This window comes from Bacillus sp. FSL K6-1366, from assembly GCF_037976695.1.
GTDB classification, from domain to species: domain Bacteria; phylum Bacillota; class Bacilli; order Bacillales; family Bacillaceae; genus Bacillus; species Bacillus subtilis.
Window position 1 is genome coordinate 3,057,801 of sequence record NZ_CP150268.1, and the last position, 19,612, is coordinate 3,077,412.

General features: G+C 46.0%; 18 protein-coding genes. 13 read left to right on the forward strand and 5 right to left on the reverse strand.

Annotated features, from left to right (window positions below):
• Positions 1–47: 47 nt before the first annotated feature.
• From MHI44_RS15935 to MHI44_RS15955, 5 genes are read right to left on the reverse strand one after another with little or no spacing between them, the layout of a single operon-like run.
• Positions 48–620: a YfjD family protein gene (locus tag MHI44_RS15935; RefSeq protein ID WP_339202404.1), complete on the reverse strand. Its 573-nt coding sequence runs from the start codon at positions 618–620 to the stop codon at positions 48–50.
• Between the two features lie 9 nt (positions 621–629).
• On the reverse strand, positions 630–1,187 hold the full coding sequence (locus tag MHI44_RS15940) for a YfjD family protein (RefSeq protein ID WP_003244496.1): 558 nt from the start codon (positions 1,185–1,187) through the stop codon (positions 630–632).
• Positions 1,188–1,218: 31 nt separating this feature from the next.
• A complete protein-coding gene (locus tag MHI44_RS15945; RefSeq protein WP_042978110.1) occupies positions 1,219–1,986 on the reverse strand; it encodes a hypothetical protein in 768 nt (255 codons plus the stop codon).
• A gap of 11 nt (positions 1,987–1,997) precedes the next feature.
• Positions 1,998–3,221, reverse strand: coding sequence for a hypothetical protein (locus MHI44_RS15950; RefSeq protein ID WP_015482965.1), 1,224 nt, complete (start codon positions 3,219–3,221; stop codon positions 1,998–2,000).
• 5 nt (positions 3,222–3,226) lie between these two features.
• Positions 3,227–3,541: a WXG100 family type VII secretion target gene (locus MHI44_RS15955; RefSeq protein WP_339202407.1), complete on the reverse strand. Its 315-nt coding sequence runs from the start codon at positions 3,539–3,541 to the stop codon at positions 3,227–3,229.
• A 335-nt stretch (positions 3,542–3,876) separates the two neighbouring features.
• On the opposite strand from MHI44_RS15955, the gene glvA reads away from it, so the two are divergent.
• The 13 genes from glvA to lnrK all read left to right on the forward strand — a co-directional run bounded on the left by glvA (position 3,877) and on the right by lnrK (position 19,526).
• Complete coding sequence (gene glvA / locus MHI44_RS15960; protein WP_003244008.1) at positions 3,877–5,226, forward strand: maltose-6'-phosphate glucosidase; 1,350 nt, start codon at positions 3,877–3,879, stop codon at positions 5,224–5,226.
• A gap of 64 nt (positions 5,227–5,290) precedes the next feature.
• Complete coding sequence (gene glvR, locus MHI44_RS15965) at positions 5,291–6,055, forward strand: MurR/RpiR family transcriptional regulator GlvR (RefSeq protein ID WP_015482966.1); 765 nt, start codon at positions 5,291–5,293, stop codon at positions 6,053–6,055.
• Positions 6,056–6,069: 14 nt separating this feature from the next.
• Positions 6,070–7,653: a PTS maltose transporter subunit IIBC gene (gene malP / locus MHI44_RS15970; protein ID WP_003233606.1), complete on the forward strand. Its 1,584-nt coding sequence runs from the start codon at positions 6,070–6,072 to the stop codon at positions 7,651–7,653.
• Positions 7,654–7,758: 105 nt separating this feature from the next.
• A complete protein-coding gene (locus tag MHI44_RS15975; RefSeq protein WP_339202409.1) occupies positions 7,759–9,480 on the forward strand; it encodes an ABC transporter ATP-binding protein in 1,722 nt (573 codons plus the stop codon).
• Entirely contained in the window at positions 9,474–11,288 is a 1,815-nt protein-coding gene (locus MHI44_RS15980; RefSeq protein WP_339202410.1) for an ABC transporter ATP-binding protein, read from the forward strand. The genes MHI44_RS15975 and MHI44_RS15980 overlap by 7 nt, the downstream gene beginning before the upstream one ends.
• Before the next feature lie 153 nt (positions 11,289–11,441).
• Positions 11,442–11,846 carry a DoxX family oxidoreductase CatD gene (gene catD, locus MHI44_RS15985; protein ID WP_042978123.1) on the forward strand — a complete coding sequence of 135 codons (405 nt, stop codon included), beginning with the start codon at positions 11,442–11,444 and terminating at the stop codon, positions 11,844–11,846.
• A 17-nt stretch (positions 11,847–11,863) separates the two neighbouring features.
• A complete protein-coding gene (gene catE / locus MHI44_RS15990) occupies positions 11,864–12,721 on the forward strand; it encodes a catechol 2,3-dioxygenase (protein WP_339202412.1) in 858 nt (285 codons plus the stop codon).
• A 93-nt stretch (positions 12,722–12,814) separates the two neighbouring features.
• Positions 12,815–13,759 (forward strand): helix-turn-helix domain-containing protein, encoded by a 945-nt coding sequence (locus MHI44_RS15995; protein WP_003243004.1) that lies wholly within the window; start codon positions 12,815–12,817, stop codon positions 13,757–13,759.
• A gap of 174 nt (positions 13,760–13,933) precedes the next feature.
• A complete protein-coding gene (locus MHI44_RS16000; RefSeq protein WP_339202414.1) occupies positions 13,934–15,382 on the forward strand; it encodes a sugar porter family MFS transporter in 1,449 nt (482 codons plus the stop codon).
• Between the two features lie 26 nt (positions 15,383–15,408).
• Positions 15,409–16,350, forward strand: coding sequence for a sugar phosphate isomerase/epimerase (locus MHI44_RS16005; RefSeq protein WP_003244504.1), 942 nt, complete (start codon positions 15,409–15,411; stop codon positions 16,348–16,350).
• A 9-nt stretch (positions 16,351–16,359) separates the two neighbouring features.
• Positions 16,360–17,541 carry a Gfo/Idh/MocA family oxidoreductase gene (locus MHI44_RS16010; protein WP_010886447.1) on the forward strand — a complete coding sequence of 394 codons (1,182 nt, stop codon included), beginning with the start codon at positions 16,360–16,362 and terminating at the stop codon, positions 17,539–17,541.
• 123 nt (positions 17,542–17,664) lie between these two features.
• On the forward strand, positions 17,665–18,867 hold the full coding sequence (lnrJ, locus tag MHI44_RS16015) for a two-component system sensor histidine kinase LnrJ (RefSeq protein WP_192858320.1): 1,203 nt from the start codon (positions 17,665–17,667) through the stop codon (positions 18,865–18,867).
• On the forward strand, positions 18,864–19,526 hold the full coding sequence (gene lnrK, locus MHI44_RS16020; protein WP_101172078.1) for a two-component system response regulator LnrK: 663 nt from the start codon (positions 18,864–18,866) through the stop codon (positions 19,524–19,526). The genes lnrJ and lnrK overlap by 4 nt, the downstream gene beginning before the upstream one ends.
• The last annotated feature ends 86 nt before the right edge of the window (positions 19,527–19,612 follow it).

Consider the following 19,612-nt stretch of genomic DNA (forward strand, 5'->3'; position numbering starts at 1 on the left):
GCACTCCTCAATTTGCATTTATCTTTCATTATAGAGGAGGAGAGCTTTTAAAGCTTCGGATGATTCTCAAATTCCTTCAAATACGCACTGCGTTGGATGTCTGTAAACTGTCCGATCCAATTGCTTTTGGCCTCTTCATTCAGATGGGGAAGGATATAGCGTTCAACCGCTTCGAAAAACAGCGGATTCGCGATGATGTTCCAGGTCGGGATGCGAACGATTTTGCCGTCTGTTTTTTCGATGATAATATCCTCAAAAAAGATCCCTTTCAAACTGTATTGATGACGTCCCATATAAAGCCGCTTCACCTCGGAAAACAGCACGCTGCGCTTTCTCGAGAAGATCTCGCCACTAGGTCCGATCTTTATGCTGAAAATGACATTTCCACGGCTTGTGAACGCAGGAAAAGCCATAAAGAATGTGATCAATCCATAAATCATCACCAGTAAACCGCCGCCCAAATAAAGCAGGGCATATTTAGATTCAAACGTGAGAGCTTCAGACACCAGCCAGACGCCCGCAATAAAGGCGCCCACAATAAAGGCGCCCACAATAAAGGCGCCCCCTGTAGCGAGGAACAGCCAAGCCTTTAGAAACATCATGCTTTTTACTTCAATCATGTGCTGCCCCTAAAGCTTCGGATGATTCTCAAATTCCTTCAAATACGCACTGCGTTGGATGTCTGTAAACTGTCCGATCCAATTGCTTTTCGCCTCTTCATTCAGATGGGGAAGGATATAGCGTTCAACCGCTTCGAAAAACAACGGATTCGGAATGATGTTCCAAGTGGGAATGCGAATGGTCTTCTGATCAACGGTTTGGATCAATATATCTTCCTGGAAAATTCCTTTTAGACTAAATTTATGGCGGCTCATCTCAATTTTCTTGATATCAGTAAACGTAACAGACACTTTGTCAGTGAACACTTCTCCATTTTTTCCTGTCTTGATGCGGAAAATGGTATTTCCCCGCGGGGTGAAAGCCGGAAAGAAGATGATAAATAAATATAAACAAAACAAGGTGAACAGAAAGCCAGCAGGAATGGCTAATAGGTAATATTTCGTTTGAAACGTAATACCCATATAAAAGAGCCACAAACATGCTAATCCCATACCGGCAGATCCGACAAAAGCCCATATTCTCAGGAACATTTTGCTTTTGACTTCAATGATTTCTTGGTTTTTCAATGCTTTTCTCCTTTTGTTAATTCAATTCTTATCATTGTGAAATGATTTGATTTACAACATCCTTATGAGCAGGGAGGATAGAAAATGCATTCTGGGTGATGCCTGTGACAAGCCAAGTATGGTGGGCCCCCGGCAGGACAAATGCCATGTCAGCCACTTCAGGAGTGTTATCTTTGCCATATGCCAGACGCATAAGTGTATCCATTTTCCCTTTCCGCAAAGCCAAATCATTTGTAAATCGGGTAACGTCCTCTTGGTGGTCATGTTTTTCAAGGAACTCTTTTAGATATGAAGGGTTGTCTGAAGCGCCCTCCAAGAGTTTTTCAAATTCATTTGATGTCAATGTCACAATCGATTCTCTTTTATCCTCTGTATCTATTATATGTAAAAACTCATCTGTCTTAGCAAGTAACCCTTCACTTGATTCCATTTTTGTAATGCGATGGACTTGTTCATCAAAAAGGAGTTCGTGAGAGTAGGTGCCGAATTTTGATACATGGCAGGACACATTCTGTTCGGCGCCTTGCCCGTTAAATTTAGAAAGCTTCACTGTATAGTCAGCGTCGTTTAACACATGGATAAACGGACAGTATTCGTCCTTTAGCCGATATTGATGATTCCGATATTCCGCCGCATCTTTGGCTAAGAGTGAGCGGCACGCGGCTTCAAATAAGGCGCCGAGCTGTTCATCTTCTATTTCGGGAAAATAGGCTTGTTTTAAGGCCATTCCCTGTTCGAAAAACCCTTCGCTGTAAAAGCAAAATAAGAGTTCTTCTATGCTAATTGTAAACTGCTTCATTGTTTATTCTCCTATCCAAATGAAAATTTCCCTTTAAGGAAATGGGTTGCGCCGTGTATAAGCGAATCCGCTGTTTTCTTTGCTTTTTCCATTCCTTTTTTTGCGCTGTCTATCCCTTTATGTATCGATTTATTCGCCGCATCTATGCCGTCATTCACTGATTTGACGACTTTGCCGGCTGATTCCAGCCCTTTTTTGGCTGTATCAACAACAGCATGGATCGGTTCTTTCAGCTTTAAGGCTGCTTTTTCAGCAAAACCGGCTGTATATTTGGCGATTTGTTCTCCGACGACTCCGCCAATGTATGAACCTGCTGCCCCAAGAAGGACAGTACCCACAGGTCCTGCAAAGCTTCCGATTGCACCGCCGATGACAGCACCAGCTGTCGCACCGCCGGCAACAAAAATCGTATTATTCACAGCATTCCCGACGGCCTTGGCGTTTTCACGCTTGAGAACTTCGGGTTTGTCCTGGTATTTTGCATAATTTTCAGCAATTTTCACGCCTGCTCCGAATGTTTCGGTCGCACCGGTAATCAGTGTGGCGGTAATGGCATTTCCTTTCGCGAATTTCAAGCCCGTTTTTCCTACATCCTTCAAAGTGGAGCGTACGCCGGCTTCATTAAGAAATCCTTTTGTGTAGCTTCTGACGCTGTTTGAAAAATCCACCGTGTCCTGAGGGAAGTATTTTGTAAACTTTTTATGTACCAAATCTGAAAATGGACGGTTTGTCTTTTTCAACAAATATTTAGGATTCAAAAGCACTCTTGCCGCTTTTTGATAACGTGAGCTGTCAACGGCCCTGGAAATATCCAAGAGCAGTTTTGAGTGCTGGGCTGTATGCAAGCCGCTTGGCTGTTTCACAAATTTCGTAAGCCCTAATCCGTAATATTTTCCCTGCGTCAGCATAAGGGCGGTTAAGCTTGTCATCGTACCGTATTTGTCGTAGGCATTGTAGAGCTTTCGCAAAATATCATCTTGTTCCACAAATTTATCGCCCGTTTTTCTGATGAAAATCTCATTGTCACTCAGCTTGGTGACGAGCGCCTTTCCTGAGCTCCACGCATCGCCCACTCCGGAAAAACAGCTGCTGTAGCGGGGATCGCATTGCAAAATCATCTGCCCCAGCTCCACATGCAGATCCTTATATTTGTTTTCCATATCAGTTAATTCAGTGACTACATCATTTGCAAGCTGTTCGAGCTTATCCGGATCAACTGCAATGTTTCCTGACACACCGTTCACCTCCCGAGTTTATGTCTTTCCTCTCTTGCTTTACGCTCCAGTTCTTCCATTCTGGCAATTTCAGCTTTTCGTACTTCTATTTTGACAGCGGCAGCCTTCAGCTCTTGGCTTGTTTCAAGCAGCTCCTGTTCGAATTGATCGTAGGCGGCTTTCGTTTCCTCGAAATCCTGGTCAAACGAATCTCTTGCTTTGCCCTGCCAAGCATCTCCCAATGCAGATAACCGGGATTCAAGCAGCATTTTGGAGCTTCTGACCTCTTCGGCGGCCGCACTGTACTTGTTTGCCAGCTCAATGACTTTATATGAGTCCAACTTTTGTCCCCTGCCTTTTCTAAATTCACGCACAATTGGATGTTTTATATAAATGATTATAAATAATTCGGCATGTATCCGAATCGTACAAAAGAACCTTTTCATAAGAACTGGAAGGGCGTATATTCACTTAAAATTCACAGTTGATGAGACTTTAAGATTACAAAAAAGGAAAAAAAACCAAATCTTACGGACGGAAGGTAAATGAGAAATTTCCCGCTCTATGGGAAAAAACACTAAAATTGATCAAATGACCTAAGTGCGCCAAACGTGTTACGGGACGGGCTCTCCCATGGTATAAATGAAATTGTAAACGTTATCAAGGAGGTCGTCATATGAAGAAAAAATCATTCTCAATTGTAATAGCGGGCGGAGGAAGCACTTTCACTCCAGGGATCGTACTCATGCTCTTGGACCATTTGGAGGAGTTTCCGATCAGAAAGCTGAAGCTGTATGATAATGATAAAGAGAGACAGGATCGCATTGCAGGCGCCTGTGACGTTTTTATCAGAGAAAAAGCGCCGGATATTGAATTTGCAGCGACGACTGACCCGGAAGAAGCTTTTACAGATGTCGATTTTGTTATGGCGCACATCCGGGTGGGGAAATACGCGATGCGCGCGCTGGATGAACAAATTCCGTTGAAGTACGGAGTTGTCGGCCAGGAGACATGCGGGCCGGGCGGGATCGCGTACGGGATGCGTTCGATCGGCGGTGTGCTTGAAATATTAGATTACATGGAAAAATACTCGCCTGATGCGTGGATGCTCAATTATTCCAACCCGGCGGCGATTGTAGCTGAAGCTACGAGACGCCTTAGACCGAATTCTAAAATTCTCAATATCTGTGATATGCCTGTTGGAATTGAAGACCGGATGGCGCAAATTCTTGGCTTGTCCTCAAGAAAAGAGATGAAGGTCCGCTATTACGGATTGAATCATTTCGGCTGGTGGACATCGATTCAGGATCAAGAGGGCAACGATTTAATGCCGAAGCTGAAGGAACATGTATCCCAATACGGCTATATTCCGAAAACAGAGGCTGAAGCTGTGGAGGCAAGCTGGAATGACACGTTCGCCAAAGCGCGTGACGTGCAGGCTGCAGATCCTGACACACTGCCGAATACGTATTTGCAATATTATTTGTTCCCAGATGATATGGTGAAAAAATCAAATCCGAATCATACGCGGGCGAATGAAGTCATGGAAGGGCGCGAAGCTTTTATTTTCAGCCAATGTGACATGATCACACGTGAACAGTCCTCGGAAAACAGCGAAATTAAAATCGATGACCACGCATCGTATATCGTTGATCTTGCCCGGGCGATTGCCTACAACACAGGTGAAAGAATGCTGTTGATTGTTGAAAATAACGGTGCAATTGCGAACTTTGACCCGACTGCGATGGTTGAGGTGCCATGCATCGTCGGCTCAAATGGACCTGAACCGATTACCGTTGGCACCATTCCGCAATTCCAGAAAGGGCTCATGGAGCAGCAGGTATCCGTTGAGAAGCTGACTGTTGAAGCGTGGGCAGAGAAATCGTTCCAAAAGCTGTGGCAGGCGCTGATCCTGTCAAAAACAGTGCCGAACGCGCGTGTGGCAAGACTCATTCTTGAGGATTTAGTGGAGGCCAACAAAGACTTCTGGCCTGAGCTTGATCAAAGCCCAACCCGCATATCATAAATGAAATTCCCCCATTTTCGAATCTGTAATTGTATATAATAGAAAGAAAATGGGGGGATCTGATATGCAGCTCGAAGAACTGATCAATCAGCACTACAGCAAATTGAATGACAACGATTTTCATATTTTAAAATATATATTGAATCATAAGCACACATGCTATCACCTTGGAATCGACGCGCTGGCCAAAGCTTGCAGTGTATCGCGTTCCTCAATTTTACGGCTTGCCCAAAAGCTCGGTTTCAGCGGTTACAGTGAATTTCGCGTCTTTTTAAAGTGGGAAGATCAGCCGGAAGAAGGCGAGAGTATGAGTTTTCAAAAGCTGCTTGATGATATTGAAGCAAATTTGAAGTTCTTACGGACAAAGGACATGACGGACATGTGCCAGCTGATTGATGCAGCTGACCGCATTTTCGTCTACGGTTCTGGAAATGCGCAAAAGATATGCGCCCGCGACCTGCAAAGAATGTTTATTCCGCGCCATCGCTATCTTATTTTAATTGAAGACACAAATGAATTTAATTTGATGCGCGATGATTTTAAAGTAAACGATCTGTTTATCATCATTTCTCTTTCTGGAGAAACACCGGAGCTGATTCCTCAGGCAAGAATGCTTTCTGCAAAGGGTATTCCCTTTATTTCCATTACGAATTTAAAAAACAATGTCCTCGCCCAGCTGACTCCGCATAATCTTTATGCGACAAGCAAACCTGTGACATTAAGCGATAAAACAGAAATTGTCGCTTTTGCACCGTTTTTTCTCGTTGGCGAAGCATTGTTCCGCGCATATGTTGATTACAAAGAGGCAGAAAAAAATGACAATGAGTAGCAGGGGGTTCTGGTATGATGCAAAAAATTCAGCGGTTTGGAAGCGCGATGTTTGTGCCTGTTTTATTATTCGCGTTCGCCGGCATTATCGTCGGTATCAGCACGCTCTTTAAAAATAAAACCCTCATGGGACCGCTCGCCGATCCTGACGGTTTTTGGTATCAGTGCTGGTATATCATTGAGCAGGGCGGCTGGACTGTTTTTAACCAAATGCCGCTCTTATTCGCCATTGGCATCCCGGTTGCTTTGGCGAAGAAAGCTCAGGCACGCGCTTGTTTGGAAGCGCTTACTGTCTACCTGACATTCAACTATTTTGTCAGCGCGATATTGACGGTATGGGGAGGAGCATTTGGCGTCGACATGAATCAAGAGGTCGGCGGAACGAGCGGGTTAACGATGATTGCGGGCATAAAAACGCTCGATACCAACATCATCGGAGCCATCTTTATTTCTTCGATTGTCGTCTTTTTGCATAATCGCTATTTTGATAAAAAACTGCCCGATTTTCTCGGCATCTTTCAAGGCTCAACATATATCGTGATGATTTCCTTCTTTATTATGATCCCGATTGCCTTGGCTGTGTCTTATATTTGGCCGATGGTTCAATCGGGAATCGGCTCGCTTCAAAGCTTCCTGGTTGCTTCTGGGGCGGTGGGCGTTTGGATATACACATTTTTGGAACGGATTTTAATTCCGACCGGCCTTCATCACTTTATTTACACGCCGTTTATTTATGGCCCGGCTGTAGCGGAAGGCGGGATCGTCACGTATTGGGCACAGCATCTTGGCGAATATTCGCAAAGCGCCAAACCGCTGAAGGAGCTCTTTCCGCAAGGCGGATTCGCGCTTCACGGCAACTCGAAAATCTTCGGTATTCCGGGTATCGCCCTGGCTTTTTATGTGACAGCCAAAAAGGAAAAGAAAAAACTCGTCGCAGGGCTGCTGATTCCTGTCACACTGACAGCGATTGTCGCCGGTATTACAGAGCCGATTGAGTTTACGTTCTTATTCATTTCACCTTTCTTATTTGCGGTTCACGCCGTGCTTGCCGCCACAATGTCGACAGTTATGTATATGGCCGGCGTCGTCGGAAACATGGGGGGCGGACTGATCGAAGCGGTGACCTTGAACTGGATTCCGCTCTTTGGAAGCCACGGTATGACATATGTATATCAAATTTTGATCGGACTCTCGTTTACAGCAATTTATTTTTTCGTCTTCAGATTTTTAATCCTCAAATTCAATATCGCTACACCAGGACGGGAAAAGGATGAACAGCAGGAAACAAAGCTATATTCGAAAAAGGAATACAGAGAACGAAAAAACAAGGATGAAACGGCCTCCGCTGCTGAAACGGCTGATGACACCGCTTTTCTGTATATTGAAGCGCTGGGCGGAAAAGACAACATCACTGAAGTCACAAACTGCGCCACCCGCCTCAGAGTCAGTGTCAAGGATGAAACAAAGGTTGAACCCGACAGCGTATTCCGCGCGCTTGGCGCACACGGCGTTGTCAGGAACGGGAAGGCGTTTCAGGTAATTATCGGATTAAGCGTACCGCAGATGCGGGAGCGTGTGGAAAAAATATTGAATCAATAAAGACTGCCCTCCTTTTCGGGAGGGTTTTCGTTTGCCGTCAAAAAGACCGCCATAGTAAAGTAAAGAAAGAGACAATCGAGTAAAAAGGGGTTTGGAGGCTTTTACATGCAAAAGGCTTTGTCGTTTTTAAAACCATATTCATTGCTGGCGGGAATTGCTCTGATTCTTATGTTGACGGAGCTTGCAGTTGAACTGATGCAGCCTTTATTGATTGCAAAAATCATCGACGATGGGATATTGAAGCAAGATCTGCGGCATGTATGGATATGGGGCGCGGTCATGATCGGGCTGACCGTGTTATCCTTTGCGGCGGGGATGCTGAATTCCTTTTATGCCGCCCATGTCAGCCAAAGCTTTTCCTATGATACGAGAAAAGGGCTTTTTCAAAAAATCCAGTCCTTCTCCTATTCCACATTTGGCCAGTTTTCGTCCTCTTCTTATATTACAAGGCTGACAAACGACGTCACACAGGTTCAAAATATGATTTTTATGAGTTTGCGGTTTATGCTGCGGGCTCCCTTAATGATTGCAGGCGGCATTGTGCTGTCGCTTGCCGTTAATGTGAAACTCGGCTTTTTTCTGCTTGTGACCATTCCGATCCTGATCTTGTTTTTGCTGTGGGTATTAAGGAAAGGCGGGGCACTGTTCCGCTCAGTGCAGAAAAGGCTGGATCAAGTGAACACCATCATGCAGGAAAATTTAATTGCAATCAAGCTGATCAAAGCGCTGCTTCGCGGCAGCCACGAAGTCAAACGATTTATCAAAGCCAACACAAGGCTGATGGAAAAAACGGTTTCGGCCTTTCAGCTTGTGGAATTCACGATGCCTGTACTGATGCTTTTGATGAATCTCTGCATCCTTTTGATTTTGTGGGCGGGGTCCTACAGTATTACGAGCGGAAGCACTCAGGTCGGCGATGTTGTTGCGATAATTAACTACGCAACACGAATTACAGGCGCGCTTTCGATGTTTCCGTTTTTGATTATGATTTTCACCCGGGCGAAGGCTTCAGGGGATAGAATCGGCGAGGTGCTTGAAACAGAAGGCGACGAGCGGGAGGAAGGCAGCATATCTGATCGTTTGTCAGGACGGATTGAGTTTCAGCATGTATCCTTTCGCTATCCTGAAATGGACAGAGAAGCGCTCAGGAATGTCTCATTTTCCGCAAAGCCAAGAGAAACGATCGCGATTCTCGGTGCGACGGGCTCGGGCAAGTCTACGCTTTTTCAGCTCATTCCGCGGCTTTATCAGCCGGATTCAGGCCGCATTTACATAGATAAAAAGCCGGTTCAAGATATTCCGGCTGAGGGGCTGCGCAGGCAAATTGGATATGTGCCGCAGGAAGTCCTCTTGTTTTCCGGCACAATCAAAGAAAACATCGCTTGGGGCAAAGAAAATGCTTCACTAGATGAAATAATGGATGCGGCCAAACATGCGCAAATTCATGAAACGATTTTGAAGCTCCCAAATGGATATGACACTGTTTTGGGGCAAAGAGGCGTCAACCTGTCCGGCGGCCAAAAGCAGCGAATTTCCATTGCGCGGGCACTGATTCGAAAACCGGCTATCCTTCTATTAGATGACAGCACAAGCGCGCTTGACCTGCAAACGGAGGCGAAGCTGCTTGAAGCAATCAGCACATACCATTGCACAACTTTGATCATTACACAAAAAATGACCACGGCGATGAAAGCTGATCAGATTTTGCTGCTTGAGGACGGCGAACTGATTGAAAAAGGCACTCACAGTGTGCTGCTTTCTGAATCTCAGTTATACAAGCGCATTTACGAGTCACAATTCGGAAGGGAGGGGAGCGAGTCATGCTAAAAGACATCCGCAAGCCTTTCCAATATCCCAAACTGCCAATTGACAAAAAAGAAGGCGCGAAAAAGCGGGCGAAAGCAAAGGATACAAAGGGTACACTGAGACGAATCTGGTCTTACTTGGCTGAAAGAAAAGGACTGCTCATACTTGTCATGCTGATGGTTGTTATCAGCGCGATATTCGGGCTCCTTGGCCCCTTTGTGATCGGAAAGGCCATCGACCATTTTATCGTCGGGAAAACGGTCAGCGGCTTGATTCCCGTTTTGCTTCTTCTGCTCGCTATCTATATCATTCAGTCTCTGTCGCTTTGGTTTCAAAACTATTGGATGATTACGATCTCGCAGGGCACGGTTTTCAGAATGAGAAGCGAATTGTTCACCCATCTGCATGAGCTGCCGATTCCATTTTTTGATAAACAGCGGCACGGCGAGCTGATGAGCCGGGTGACGAATGACATCGAAAATGTCAGTTCTACCTTAAACACGTCAGTCATTCAAATTTTGTCAAGCGTGATCACCTTTGTCGGGACGATTGCGGTGATGCTGTACATGAGCCCGCTCCTTACATTGATTACGCTGACCATTATTCCGGTGATGGCAGCGAGCCTGAAATGGATCACCAGCCGAACGGGAAAGCTGTTTAAAGAACAGCAGAAAAACCTTGGTGATCTGAATGGGTATATTGAGGAATCTGTTTCAGGCGCAAAGGTCATCAAAGCATATTCACGTGAGAAGCAGATTACTGCTGAATTCCTCGAAAAAAACGCTGCACTCAAGACGTCGGGCTTTTGGGCGCAGACGATTTCCGGGTTTATCCCGAAGGTCATGAACTCTTTGAATAACTTAAGCTTTACAATGATTGCGGCAATCGGCGGTTTGTTTGCGCTGAAAGGCTGGATCTCGATCGGCTCCATCGTCGTCTTTGCCGAGTATTCAAGACAATTTACACGCCCTTTAAACGATCTGGCCAACCAGTTTAATACGATGCTGTCCGCAATCGCCGGCGCTGAACGGGTGTTTGACGTGCTTGATGAAAAAGAAGAGCGCGAGGATGAAAAGAACGCCGTGCATCAGCCCATCCAAACAGGCAGCATTGAATTCCGGGATGTGTCCTTCGGTTACGATAAAGGGCAGCAGACACTGAAGCATTTACAGTTTACCGTGCCTGCCGGGCAGTCCATCGCGTTTGTCGGGCCGACGGGGGCGGGAAAGACAACCGTCACTAACCTTCTCGCCCGTTTTTACGAGCCTAACGAAGGAAAAATTTTAATCGATGGTACAGATATTAAAACTCTTACTAGAGCAAGCCTGAGAAAAAACATGGGGTTTGTTCTTCAGGATTCTTTCTTATTTCAGGGAACGATCAGAGAAAACATTCGCTACGGCAGGCTTGATGCTTCTGATCAGGAAGTCGAAGCTGCTGCAAAAACAGCGAATGCCCATAGTTTTATTGAAAGGCTGCCAAAAGGGTATGACACCGTGCTGACGCAAAACGGTTCGGGCATCAGTCAAGGACAGAAGCAGTTGATTTCTATAGCGAGGGCGGTGCTTGCCGATCCGGTTCTTCTCATTTTGGATGAAGCGACAAGCAACATTGATACCGTAACAGAAGTCAACATTCAAGAAGCGCTCGCCCGTTTAATGGAAGGAAGAACAAGCGTCATCATTGCCCACAGGCTGAACACCATTCAAAGAGCGGACCAGATTGTGGTGCTAAAAGACGGTGAAATGATTGAAAAAGGCAGCCATGATGAGCTGATTCGGCAAAAAGGATTTTACAGTGACTTATATGAAAGCCAATTTGATAAATAGACCTTTGTCCTGCACAGAGGTCTTTTTTGTTACAGTTTTATAGTACTTTTATTTCATTTTCGTAAAATGTAACAAAATTACTTGACGTAAACAAGTTATGTATATATACTAGCTTACATTAAGTAAGTGATAACATTTATCAAGGAGGATAAAATGAATAAATCATTTGAAATTGGCACATTACTTTTAAGAGTTATTACAGGTATTATCTTTTTTGTTCACGGTTTATCAAAATTTCAGGGAATGGAGGGCACCATCCAATTTTTCGGCAGCATAGGCCTTCCAAGCTTTATGGCGTATGTCATCGCAGCGATTGAACTGATTGGCGGAGTGCTTGTCTTCTTCGGATTGGCTACACGTATTGTCGGTGTACTGTTCGCCCTTACACTGATCGGCGCCATCATCACTGTTAAGCTGAAAGAGCCATTCATGGGCAATGCAGAATTTGATTACCTTCTGCTTTTGACATCCATTCACCTGGCGCTTACTGGAAGTCGATTCCTGGCGCTGGACCCATTTGTGTTTAAAGGAAAAAAGAACGAAAACGTTTCAGCATAAGAAAAGAGGCATGCAGCATGACCAGTATTCATGAGGATACACACATTGGCTATGCCAAACTCACAATTCGCAGTCTGGAGCGTTCGCTTCAGTTCTACTGTAACGTCATCGGTTTTCAAGTCTTAAAAAAGACGGATCGCCAAGCTGAATTAACGGCTGACGGGAAACGCGTACTGCTTATTCTTGAAGAAAATTCGAGCGCTGTCGTCTTGCCTGAACGGTCTGTGACAGGCCTTTATCATTTTGCGATTCTTCTTCCGGACAGGAAGGAACTTGGGATCGCGCTCGCCCGCTTGATTGAACACGGCATTGCTATCGGACATGGGGACCATGCTGTCAGCGAAGCGCTCTACCTGTCTGATCCTGACCGAAACGGCATTGAAATGTATGCTGACCGCCCCCGCAGCACGTGGCAGCGTGATCTGGAAGGAAACTACGTCATGACGACAACCGCTGTTGACATTGAGGGCCTTCTGGAAGAGGCGGGAGATGAGCGGAAAACATCGCTTCCGAACGATACAATCATCGGACACATTCATCTGCATGTCAGTGATTTGAAAGAAGCAAAGGCGTTTTATACAGATGTACTGGGCTTTGACATTGTCGGAAACTATGCGGGCATGTCCGCCCTCTTCGTTTCAGCCGGGGGGTACCACCATCATATCGGCTTAAACATTTGGGCGGGAAGAAATGCGCCGCCTAAACCGACAAATGCCAGCGGACTAGACTATTACACTGTTGTCCTGCCTCACCAAGAGGAGCTGGTTTTAGTGGCGAACCGAGTCAAACATGCCGGGTATTCGATTGAAGAGACGGAAAACAGTTTTCGTGTGAAAGACCCTGTTTCCGGCGCCTATATTACATTTGTGATTTAACTGCAATCCCCTTGCCGAAATAACGGCAGGGGGATTTTTTATTTTTGTCCGCCTTGTTATGATGAGAGAACCAACTTGTTAGGAGGCGTTTACATGGAACTCAACCACCTTGTGACGGGCAAAATAGCATTAAATCAATATGTGCATCGCTTAGAGCAAAAGGATGTTTCATTTTACGTCCACTACTGGGGAGCGATGACGAACCACTATAACACACTGCTTCATAAGCATTCCTTTTATGAAATTTGTTACGTGGTAAGAGGTGAAGGATATTACCTTGAAGGCGATCGTACATATCCGCTTCGTGAACAGACGATTTTTTTGTCAAAGCCGGAGCATTTGCACCAAATCAAAAGTGAAACAGGGCTGTTCCTTTTTTACGTCGCTTTCGAGCTGAGCGAGGATCAGTCAAGCGCCGAATGGATCAAAGTGATGGAAGAAGTGAAACAAAGCCCCTTTATCACAATGCAATTGAAAGATGGCGAACCGCCGGGCCTGCTTTGGAAAACGTTAATGCTGCAAGCAGCGCAACCTGTCAATGCTTTTGACAAAGAGATCCTATCTCATTTGTCGCATGCATTGATCCTGTCATTAATCCAAACCTTTCTCCCGTACGCCCAACGCCCGAAACAAAAGCAGCCCATTCACACATCTTCTGCTTTGCTGACAGAGGTGAAACTGCACATAAAAGACAATCTGTCACAGCCGTTAAAGCTGACGGATGTCGCTAGCCACTTTCATATCTCAGGGAGGCATTTATCACGTTTATTTGCAGCAGAACTGGGCGTCAGCTACTCAGAATTTGTCCAAAATGAAAAAATAAACAAAGCTGCCGAACTGCTGAAATCAACGAATTTGTCGATTAAAGAAATAGCGGAAGAAATCGGTTTCTCAGTACATTATTTCACTCGCGTCTTTTCCGCTAAAATCGGCAGCTCTCCAGGGCTTTTCCGCTCCCTTTATAAAGACTCAAAAATGACCGCATTTCAAATCAATAAACCTTTTCAAAAAATCGAACAGGCCAAGCCGCACGAATAAGATGTCCTGAAATGACAAAACAATGTCTTCATATGATAAAGACGCGAGAAATCTCGTTGTCTTATAATCTTTTTAGAAAGCGGTTACAACAAGGGGTATTGCTGAAGGAGGGATGCATTGGCTTATGCTTGGTGTCGGGTGCTCTGCCATTCTTGAAAGAAGGGGAAGAAAGCCGTGAGTACAAAAAAGAAAGAGGCTGTAATAGGAAAAGAAAGCTTAGCTCATAAAGGGCTTTTACGAACGATTACATTGGTATCTACATTCGGCGGCCTGTTGTTCGGTTATGATACGGGTGTCATTAATGGAGCACTTCCTTTTATGGCAACTGCAGGTCAGCTGAATCTTACACCTGTTACAGAAGGACTGGTTGCGAGTTCCCTGCTTCTCGGGGCAGCCTTCGGGGCGATGTTTGGAGGACGTCTGTCCGATCGGCACGGCCGCCGAAAAACGATCCTTTATTTAGCCTTACTCTTCATCGCAGCCACACTTGGCTGTACCTTTTCACCAAACGCGTCCGTGATGATTGCCTTTCGTTTTCTGCTTGGACTGGCGGTTGGCTGCGCTTCTGTAACGGTTCCAACCTTTTTAGCGGAAATTTCGCCGGCAGAACGCAGGGGACGAATCGTGACACAAAATGAACTGATGATCGTAATTGGCCAGCTTCTGGCATACACCTTTAACGCCATTATTGGCAGCACAATGGGGGAGAGCGCAAATGTATGGCGGTATATGCTGGTCATCGCGACACTTCCGGCTGTTGTGTTATGGTTCGGAATGCTCATCGTGCCTGAAAGCCCGCGCTGGCTGGCAGCTAAAGGCAGAATGGGTGACGCCCTGCGGGTGCTTCGGCAAATCCGTGAAGACAGTCAGGCACAGCAGGAAATAAAAGAAATCAAACATGCGATTGAGGGCACAGCAAAAAAGACCGGCTTTCATGATTTTCAAGAGCCGTGGATAAGGCGCATTCTATTCATTGGGATTGGAATCGCCATCGTACAGCAAATTACCGGTGTCAATTCGATTATGTACTATGGGACAGAAATTCTGAGAGAAGCCGGTTTTCAAACAGAAGCTGCATTAATCGGCAATATTGCAAACGGTGTTATTTCAGTTATTGCGGTCATTTTTGGGATATGGCTTCTCGGCAAAGTCCGTCGCCGGCCCATGCTGATCATCGGACAGATTGGCACGATGACAGCCCTTCTGCTGATCGGGATTTTATCCATTGTCCTTGAAGGAACACCCGCCCTGCCGTATGTTGTGCTGAGTTTGACCATTTTGTTTCTTGCGTTTCAGCAGACTGCCATTTCTACGGTGACGTGGCTGATGCTCTCGGAAATCTTTCCTATGCATGTGCGGGGGCTTGGCATGGGGATCAGCACCTTCTGCTTGTGGACAGCTAACTTTCTCATTGGATTCACCTTTCCCATTTTGCTCAATCATATTGGGATGTCGGCGACATTTTTTATCTTTGTCGCTATGAATATCCTAGCGATTCTATTTGTGAAAAAATATGTGCCTGAGACAAAAGGGCGGTCACTTGAACAGCTTGAGCATTCCTTTCGCCAGTATGGCCGCCGCGCTGATCAGGAAATCCAAAATCAAACAACTCACTTATCGTAACCTGAGATACCAGGAGGAATCTATCAATGAAACTATCTTATGTAACAGACAGCCTAGGGCATTTGCCTTTTGAAGACATGCTCAATTTTGCCGCAAAGCTTGGGATCGATACACTTGAAATGACAACCGGGGGCTGGTCGCCGGCACCTCACTTGAATCTTGATGAATTGCTGCAAAGCAGCGAAAAAAGAAAAGAATTTTCACAAGCGCTGGAAAAGCGGAACATGACACTTTGCGCATTAAACTGCTCGGGGAACCCTTTAGATCCGGGTGAATTGGGCAAATCGCACAGAGACATAACTGACAAAACGATGGAGCTGGCTGGATTATTAGGCGTCAAAAAAGTGATCATGATGAGCGGTTTGCCAGCCGGCGGCCCGGACGACAAAGTGCCGAACTGGATCACATACACAGTAAGCTGGCCTCCCGTTTTAAAAGATATCCTCAACTATCAATGGGAAGACGTTGCGATCCCATATTGGAAGAAGCTTGTCAAAAAAGCGGAGGCCTGCGGCGTGGGGAAAATAGCGCTTGAGAACTTCAGCTCTCAATTAGTCTATAATCCTGAGACTCTCTTTCGGCTCAGAAATGCAGTCGGCCCGATGGTCGGTTTGAATCTTGACCCGAGCCATTTGTTATGGATGGGCGCAGACCCGATCATCGCAGCAAGGGAGCTCGGCTCAGCCATTCACCATGTCCACGGGAAAGATGTCAGAATTGAAAGATATTTATCGGCGGTCAACGGACTTTTAGAAACAAAAGAAGTGACAGATCCTGCAAACCGGGCGTGGAATTACGTAGCTGTCGGCTGCGGACAGGATTTACAGTGGTGGAAGGAATTTTTTTCAGTTGTAAAAATGATGGGATATGAAGGTGAGGTTTCTTTAGAAATGGAGGATCTGACGATGTCACCTGAAGCGGGCATCCGTACTTCTGTAGAAGCTTTAAAACAAACCATCAGCCAATAGGAGGTTTTCATGATGCTAAATGGAGAAAGAATCATCTCTAAGCCGCTTCGCTGGGCAATGGTAGGCGGCGGGCGGCTCAGCCAGGTTGGATATAAACATCGTATTGGAGCGCTGAGAGACAATACTGCTTTTCAATTAACTGCTGGCGCTTTTGATATCGATGCCGAAAGAGGAAAAGATTTCGGGGTGAACCTTGGAGTGGATGCGGAACGCTGTTATCCCAACTATCAAACCATGTTTGCCGAGGAAGCGAAAAGACAGGATGGCATAGAGGTAGTATCGATTGCCACTCCGAACGGCACTCATTATGAGATTTGTAAGGCGGCGCTTGAAGCAGGAGTGCATGTCATCTGTGAAAAACCGCTGTTCTTCACTTCAGCAGAGGGGCAGGAAATCAAAGCGCTCGCAGAGAAAAAAGGGAAAATTGTCGGCGTGACGTACGGTTTTTCAGGCAATCAAATGCTTCTTCAAATGCGTGCGATGATTGAACAAGGAATGATCGGCGATATTCGCGTGGTTGACTTGCAGTACACACACGGTTTTTGTGCAACAGATGAAGGTGAAAAGATAAGCGCTGCACAGAAATGGCGTGTCGACCCTGCGATCGCCGGGCCAAGCTTTGTGCTGGGCGATTTATCTACCCACACGTATTATATGTCACAGCTTATTATGCCAAAGATGAAAATTAAGGAGCTGCTGTGTGACCGACAGAGCTTCGTCGGCAGCCGCGCACCGCTAGAGGATAATGCCCATGTGCTGATGCATTATGAAAATGGAGCGGTCGGAACGATGTGGACATCGTCAATCAATGCCGGATGTATGGATGGCCATAGAATCCGGATTGTCGGCTCAAAGGCAAGCATTGAGTGGTGGGACAGCAAGCCAAATGAACTGACGTATGAAGTGCAGGGAGAGCCGGGCCAGACACTCGTTCGCGGCATGCCGTATTTAGATGATGTTTGCAACGCCGATGAACGACTGGGCGCCTTACACAGCGAAGGGCTGTCCGAAGCATGGGCCAATATTTATCTTAAATTTGCCATTGCGATAGACGCCAAAAACCGTGAAGATGAAGAAATCTTGAACAACTTGGTTTATCCTGACATTGATGCAGGGATCGAGGGCATTCGCTGGATTGAGAACTGCGTGCGCTCGGCAAACCAAGGATCAGTTTGGGTTGAATTTAAATAAATGAGGGAATGCGCCGCATATGACATAAAGTTCATATGCGGTTTTTATTTTCCAGAAACTCCTGTCAAAAATGCCCTGAGGCAGGTATGATAAGAAGGGAATTGGGTATCGGGAGTGATGAGCGTGAAAGCTCTTTTTTTTACGAGAATGTTCACCTTGATGGTGAGCTGTTTAATGTATCTGTCCATTGTGAAAGAGGATAACTGGTTTGGATATGTATTTATAGCAGCAGGTGCTGCCATGTATGCAGTCAATCATGTTTTGCTGACAAAAGAGACAAATGCCATCTGGTTCTGCCTGATTGATATTGCAATCGGCTTTTCGTTCGGATTTATATTTCCCGGCACAGGTTTGTTCATTATTATGCTTTGTCCGGTTGCGGTCGCTTTTTTTCTGCGGGGGTTTCCTAAAAGAACAGCATGGTCTGTCTTATGTCTTTCCTCTATTTTATTTTTGACCGTCCTCATCCGTACATATGCGATGTTCGGCAATGAATTTGTCATTGATCATTTGACTAGCATGACATTCGTCGTCTTCTGCGGTGTCGTGGGCAAATTAATCCGCAAGCTGTTGGATGCGCAGGAAACGGCAAAACAGCAGTACCGGGAACTGACAGAATCCCACTTGGCGCTGTCTTCCGCACATCAGGAGCTGAATTTATATGCGAAGCAGGTTGAAGAGCTGACCGCCATTTACGAGCGGAACAGAATGGCAAGGGAAATCCATGATACAGTGGGGCATAAAATGACGGCCCTTCTCGTCCAGCTGCAGCTTTTGCGTGAATGGCAAAAAAGAGACAGCCAAAAAGCGGATGAGACAGTAGGTGTCTGTGAAACACTTGCCCGTGAAGCGCTTGATGATGTCCGCTTATCAGTACGCACTCTGCAAACTGAAAACGATCCTTCGCTAATCGAATCGCTGAAACAGCTGACAGAGGACTTTTGCAAAAATGCAGGAGTCACAACAGAATTTGCGGTCAGCGGTGATCCTGCAATCATCCCGCTGTCTCTCCATCCGACCCTGATCAGAACGGTGCAGGAAGCACTGACCAATGCCAAACGGCACGGCGGCGCCGCAGCTTGTTCGATACAGCTTGCCTGCACAACGGACAGCATCAGCCTTGTCATTAAGGATGACGGAAAAGGCAATCCCGAGGCAGCACTTGGTTTTGGTCTCTTGAATATGAAAAAGCGGGCAGCGGAACATGGCGGAATGATCCGCTTTGAAAGCGAACGGGATCAAGGATTTACTGTAAATGCAGAATTTTCACTTGCCAATAAAAAATGGAGCTTCGGGCCCGTGCAGCAAAAGGAGAGTTTATCATGATTAAGATCATCATTACCGACGATCAGGATATCGTCAGAGAAGGGCTGGCATCCCTGCTCCAGCTCCGAGAAGAGCTCGATGTGATCGCAACGGCGCGAAACGGACAGGAAGCATTCGAAAAGGCGAAAGAGCTGGAGCCGGATATCGTATTAATGGACATCCGCATGCCGGTTTCCAACGGGGTGGAGGGAACAAAATTAATCACAAGCTCACTGCCCGGCGTAAAGGTTTTGATGCTGACAACCTTTAAGGATTCAGCGCTGATTGCTGAAGCGCTTGAAGAAGGAGCAAGCGGGTACCTGCTGAAGGATATGTCGGCAGATACGATTGTAAAAGCAGTGATGACAGTTCATTCTGGCGGAATGGTGCTTCCGCCGGAATTGACTGCCCAAATGCTGAATGAATGGAAGCGTGAAAAACAGCTGAAAGGAATAAATGAGATAGAAAAACCTAACGAGCTGCTCGACCTGACCGAGCGCGAAATCGAAGTTCTGGCTGAGCTGGGGTACGGGCTGAATAACAAAGAAATTGCCGAAAAGCTTTTCATTACAGAAGGCACAGTCAAAAACCACGTTTCAAATATCATCAGCAAGCTGGCTGTCAGGGACAGAACCCAAGCCGCCATTTACTCGGTCAGATATGGTATATCTGTCTTTTGACATATGACGTTTTGCATATACGCTTCTCTGAAAAGGCCTTTTACAGGCCTTTTTTTCATGCCCTATGTTCTATCTGCCGCTACATG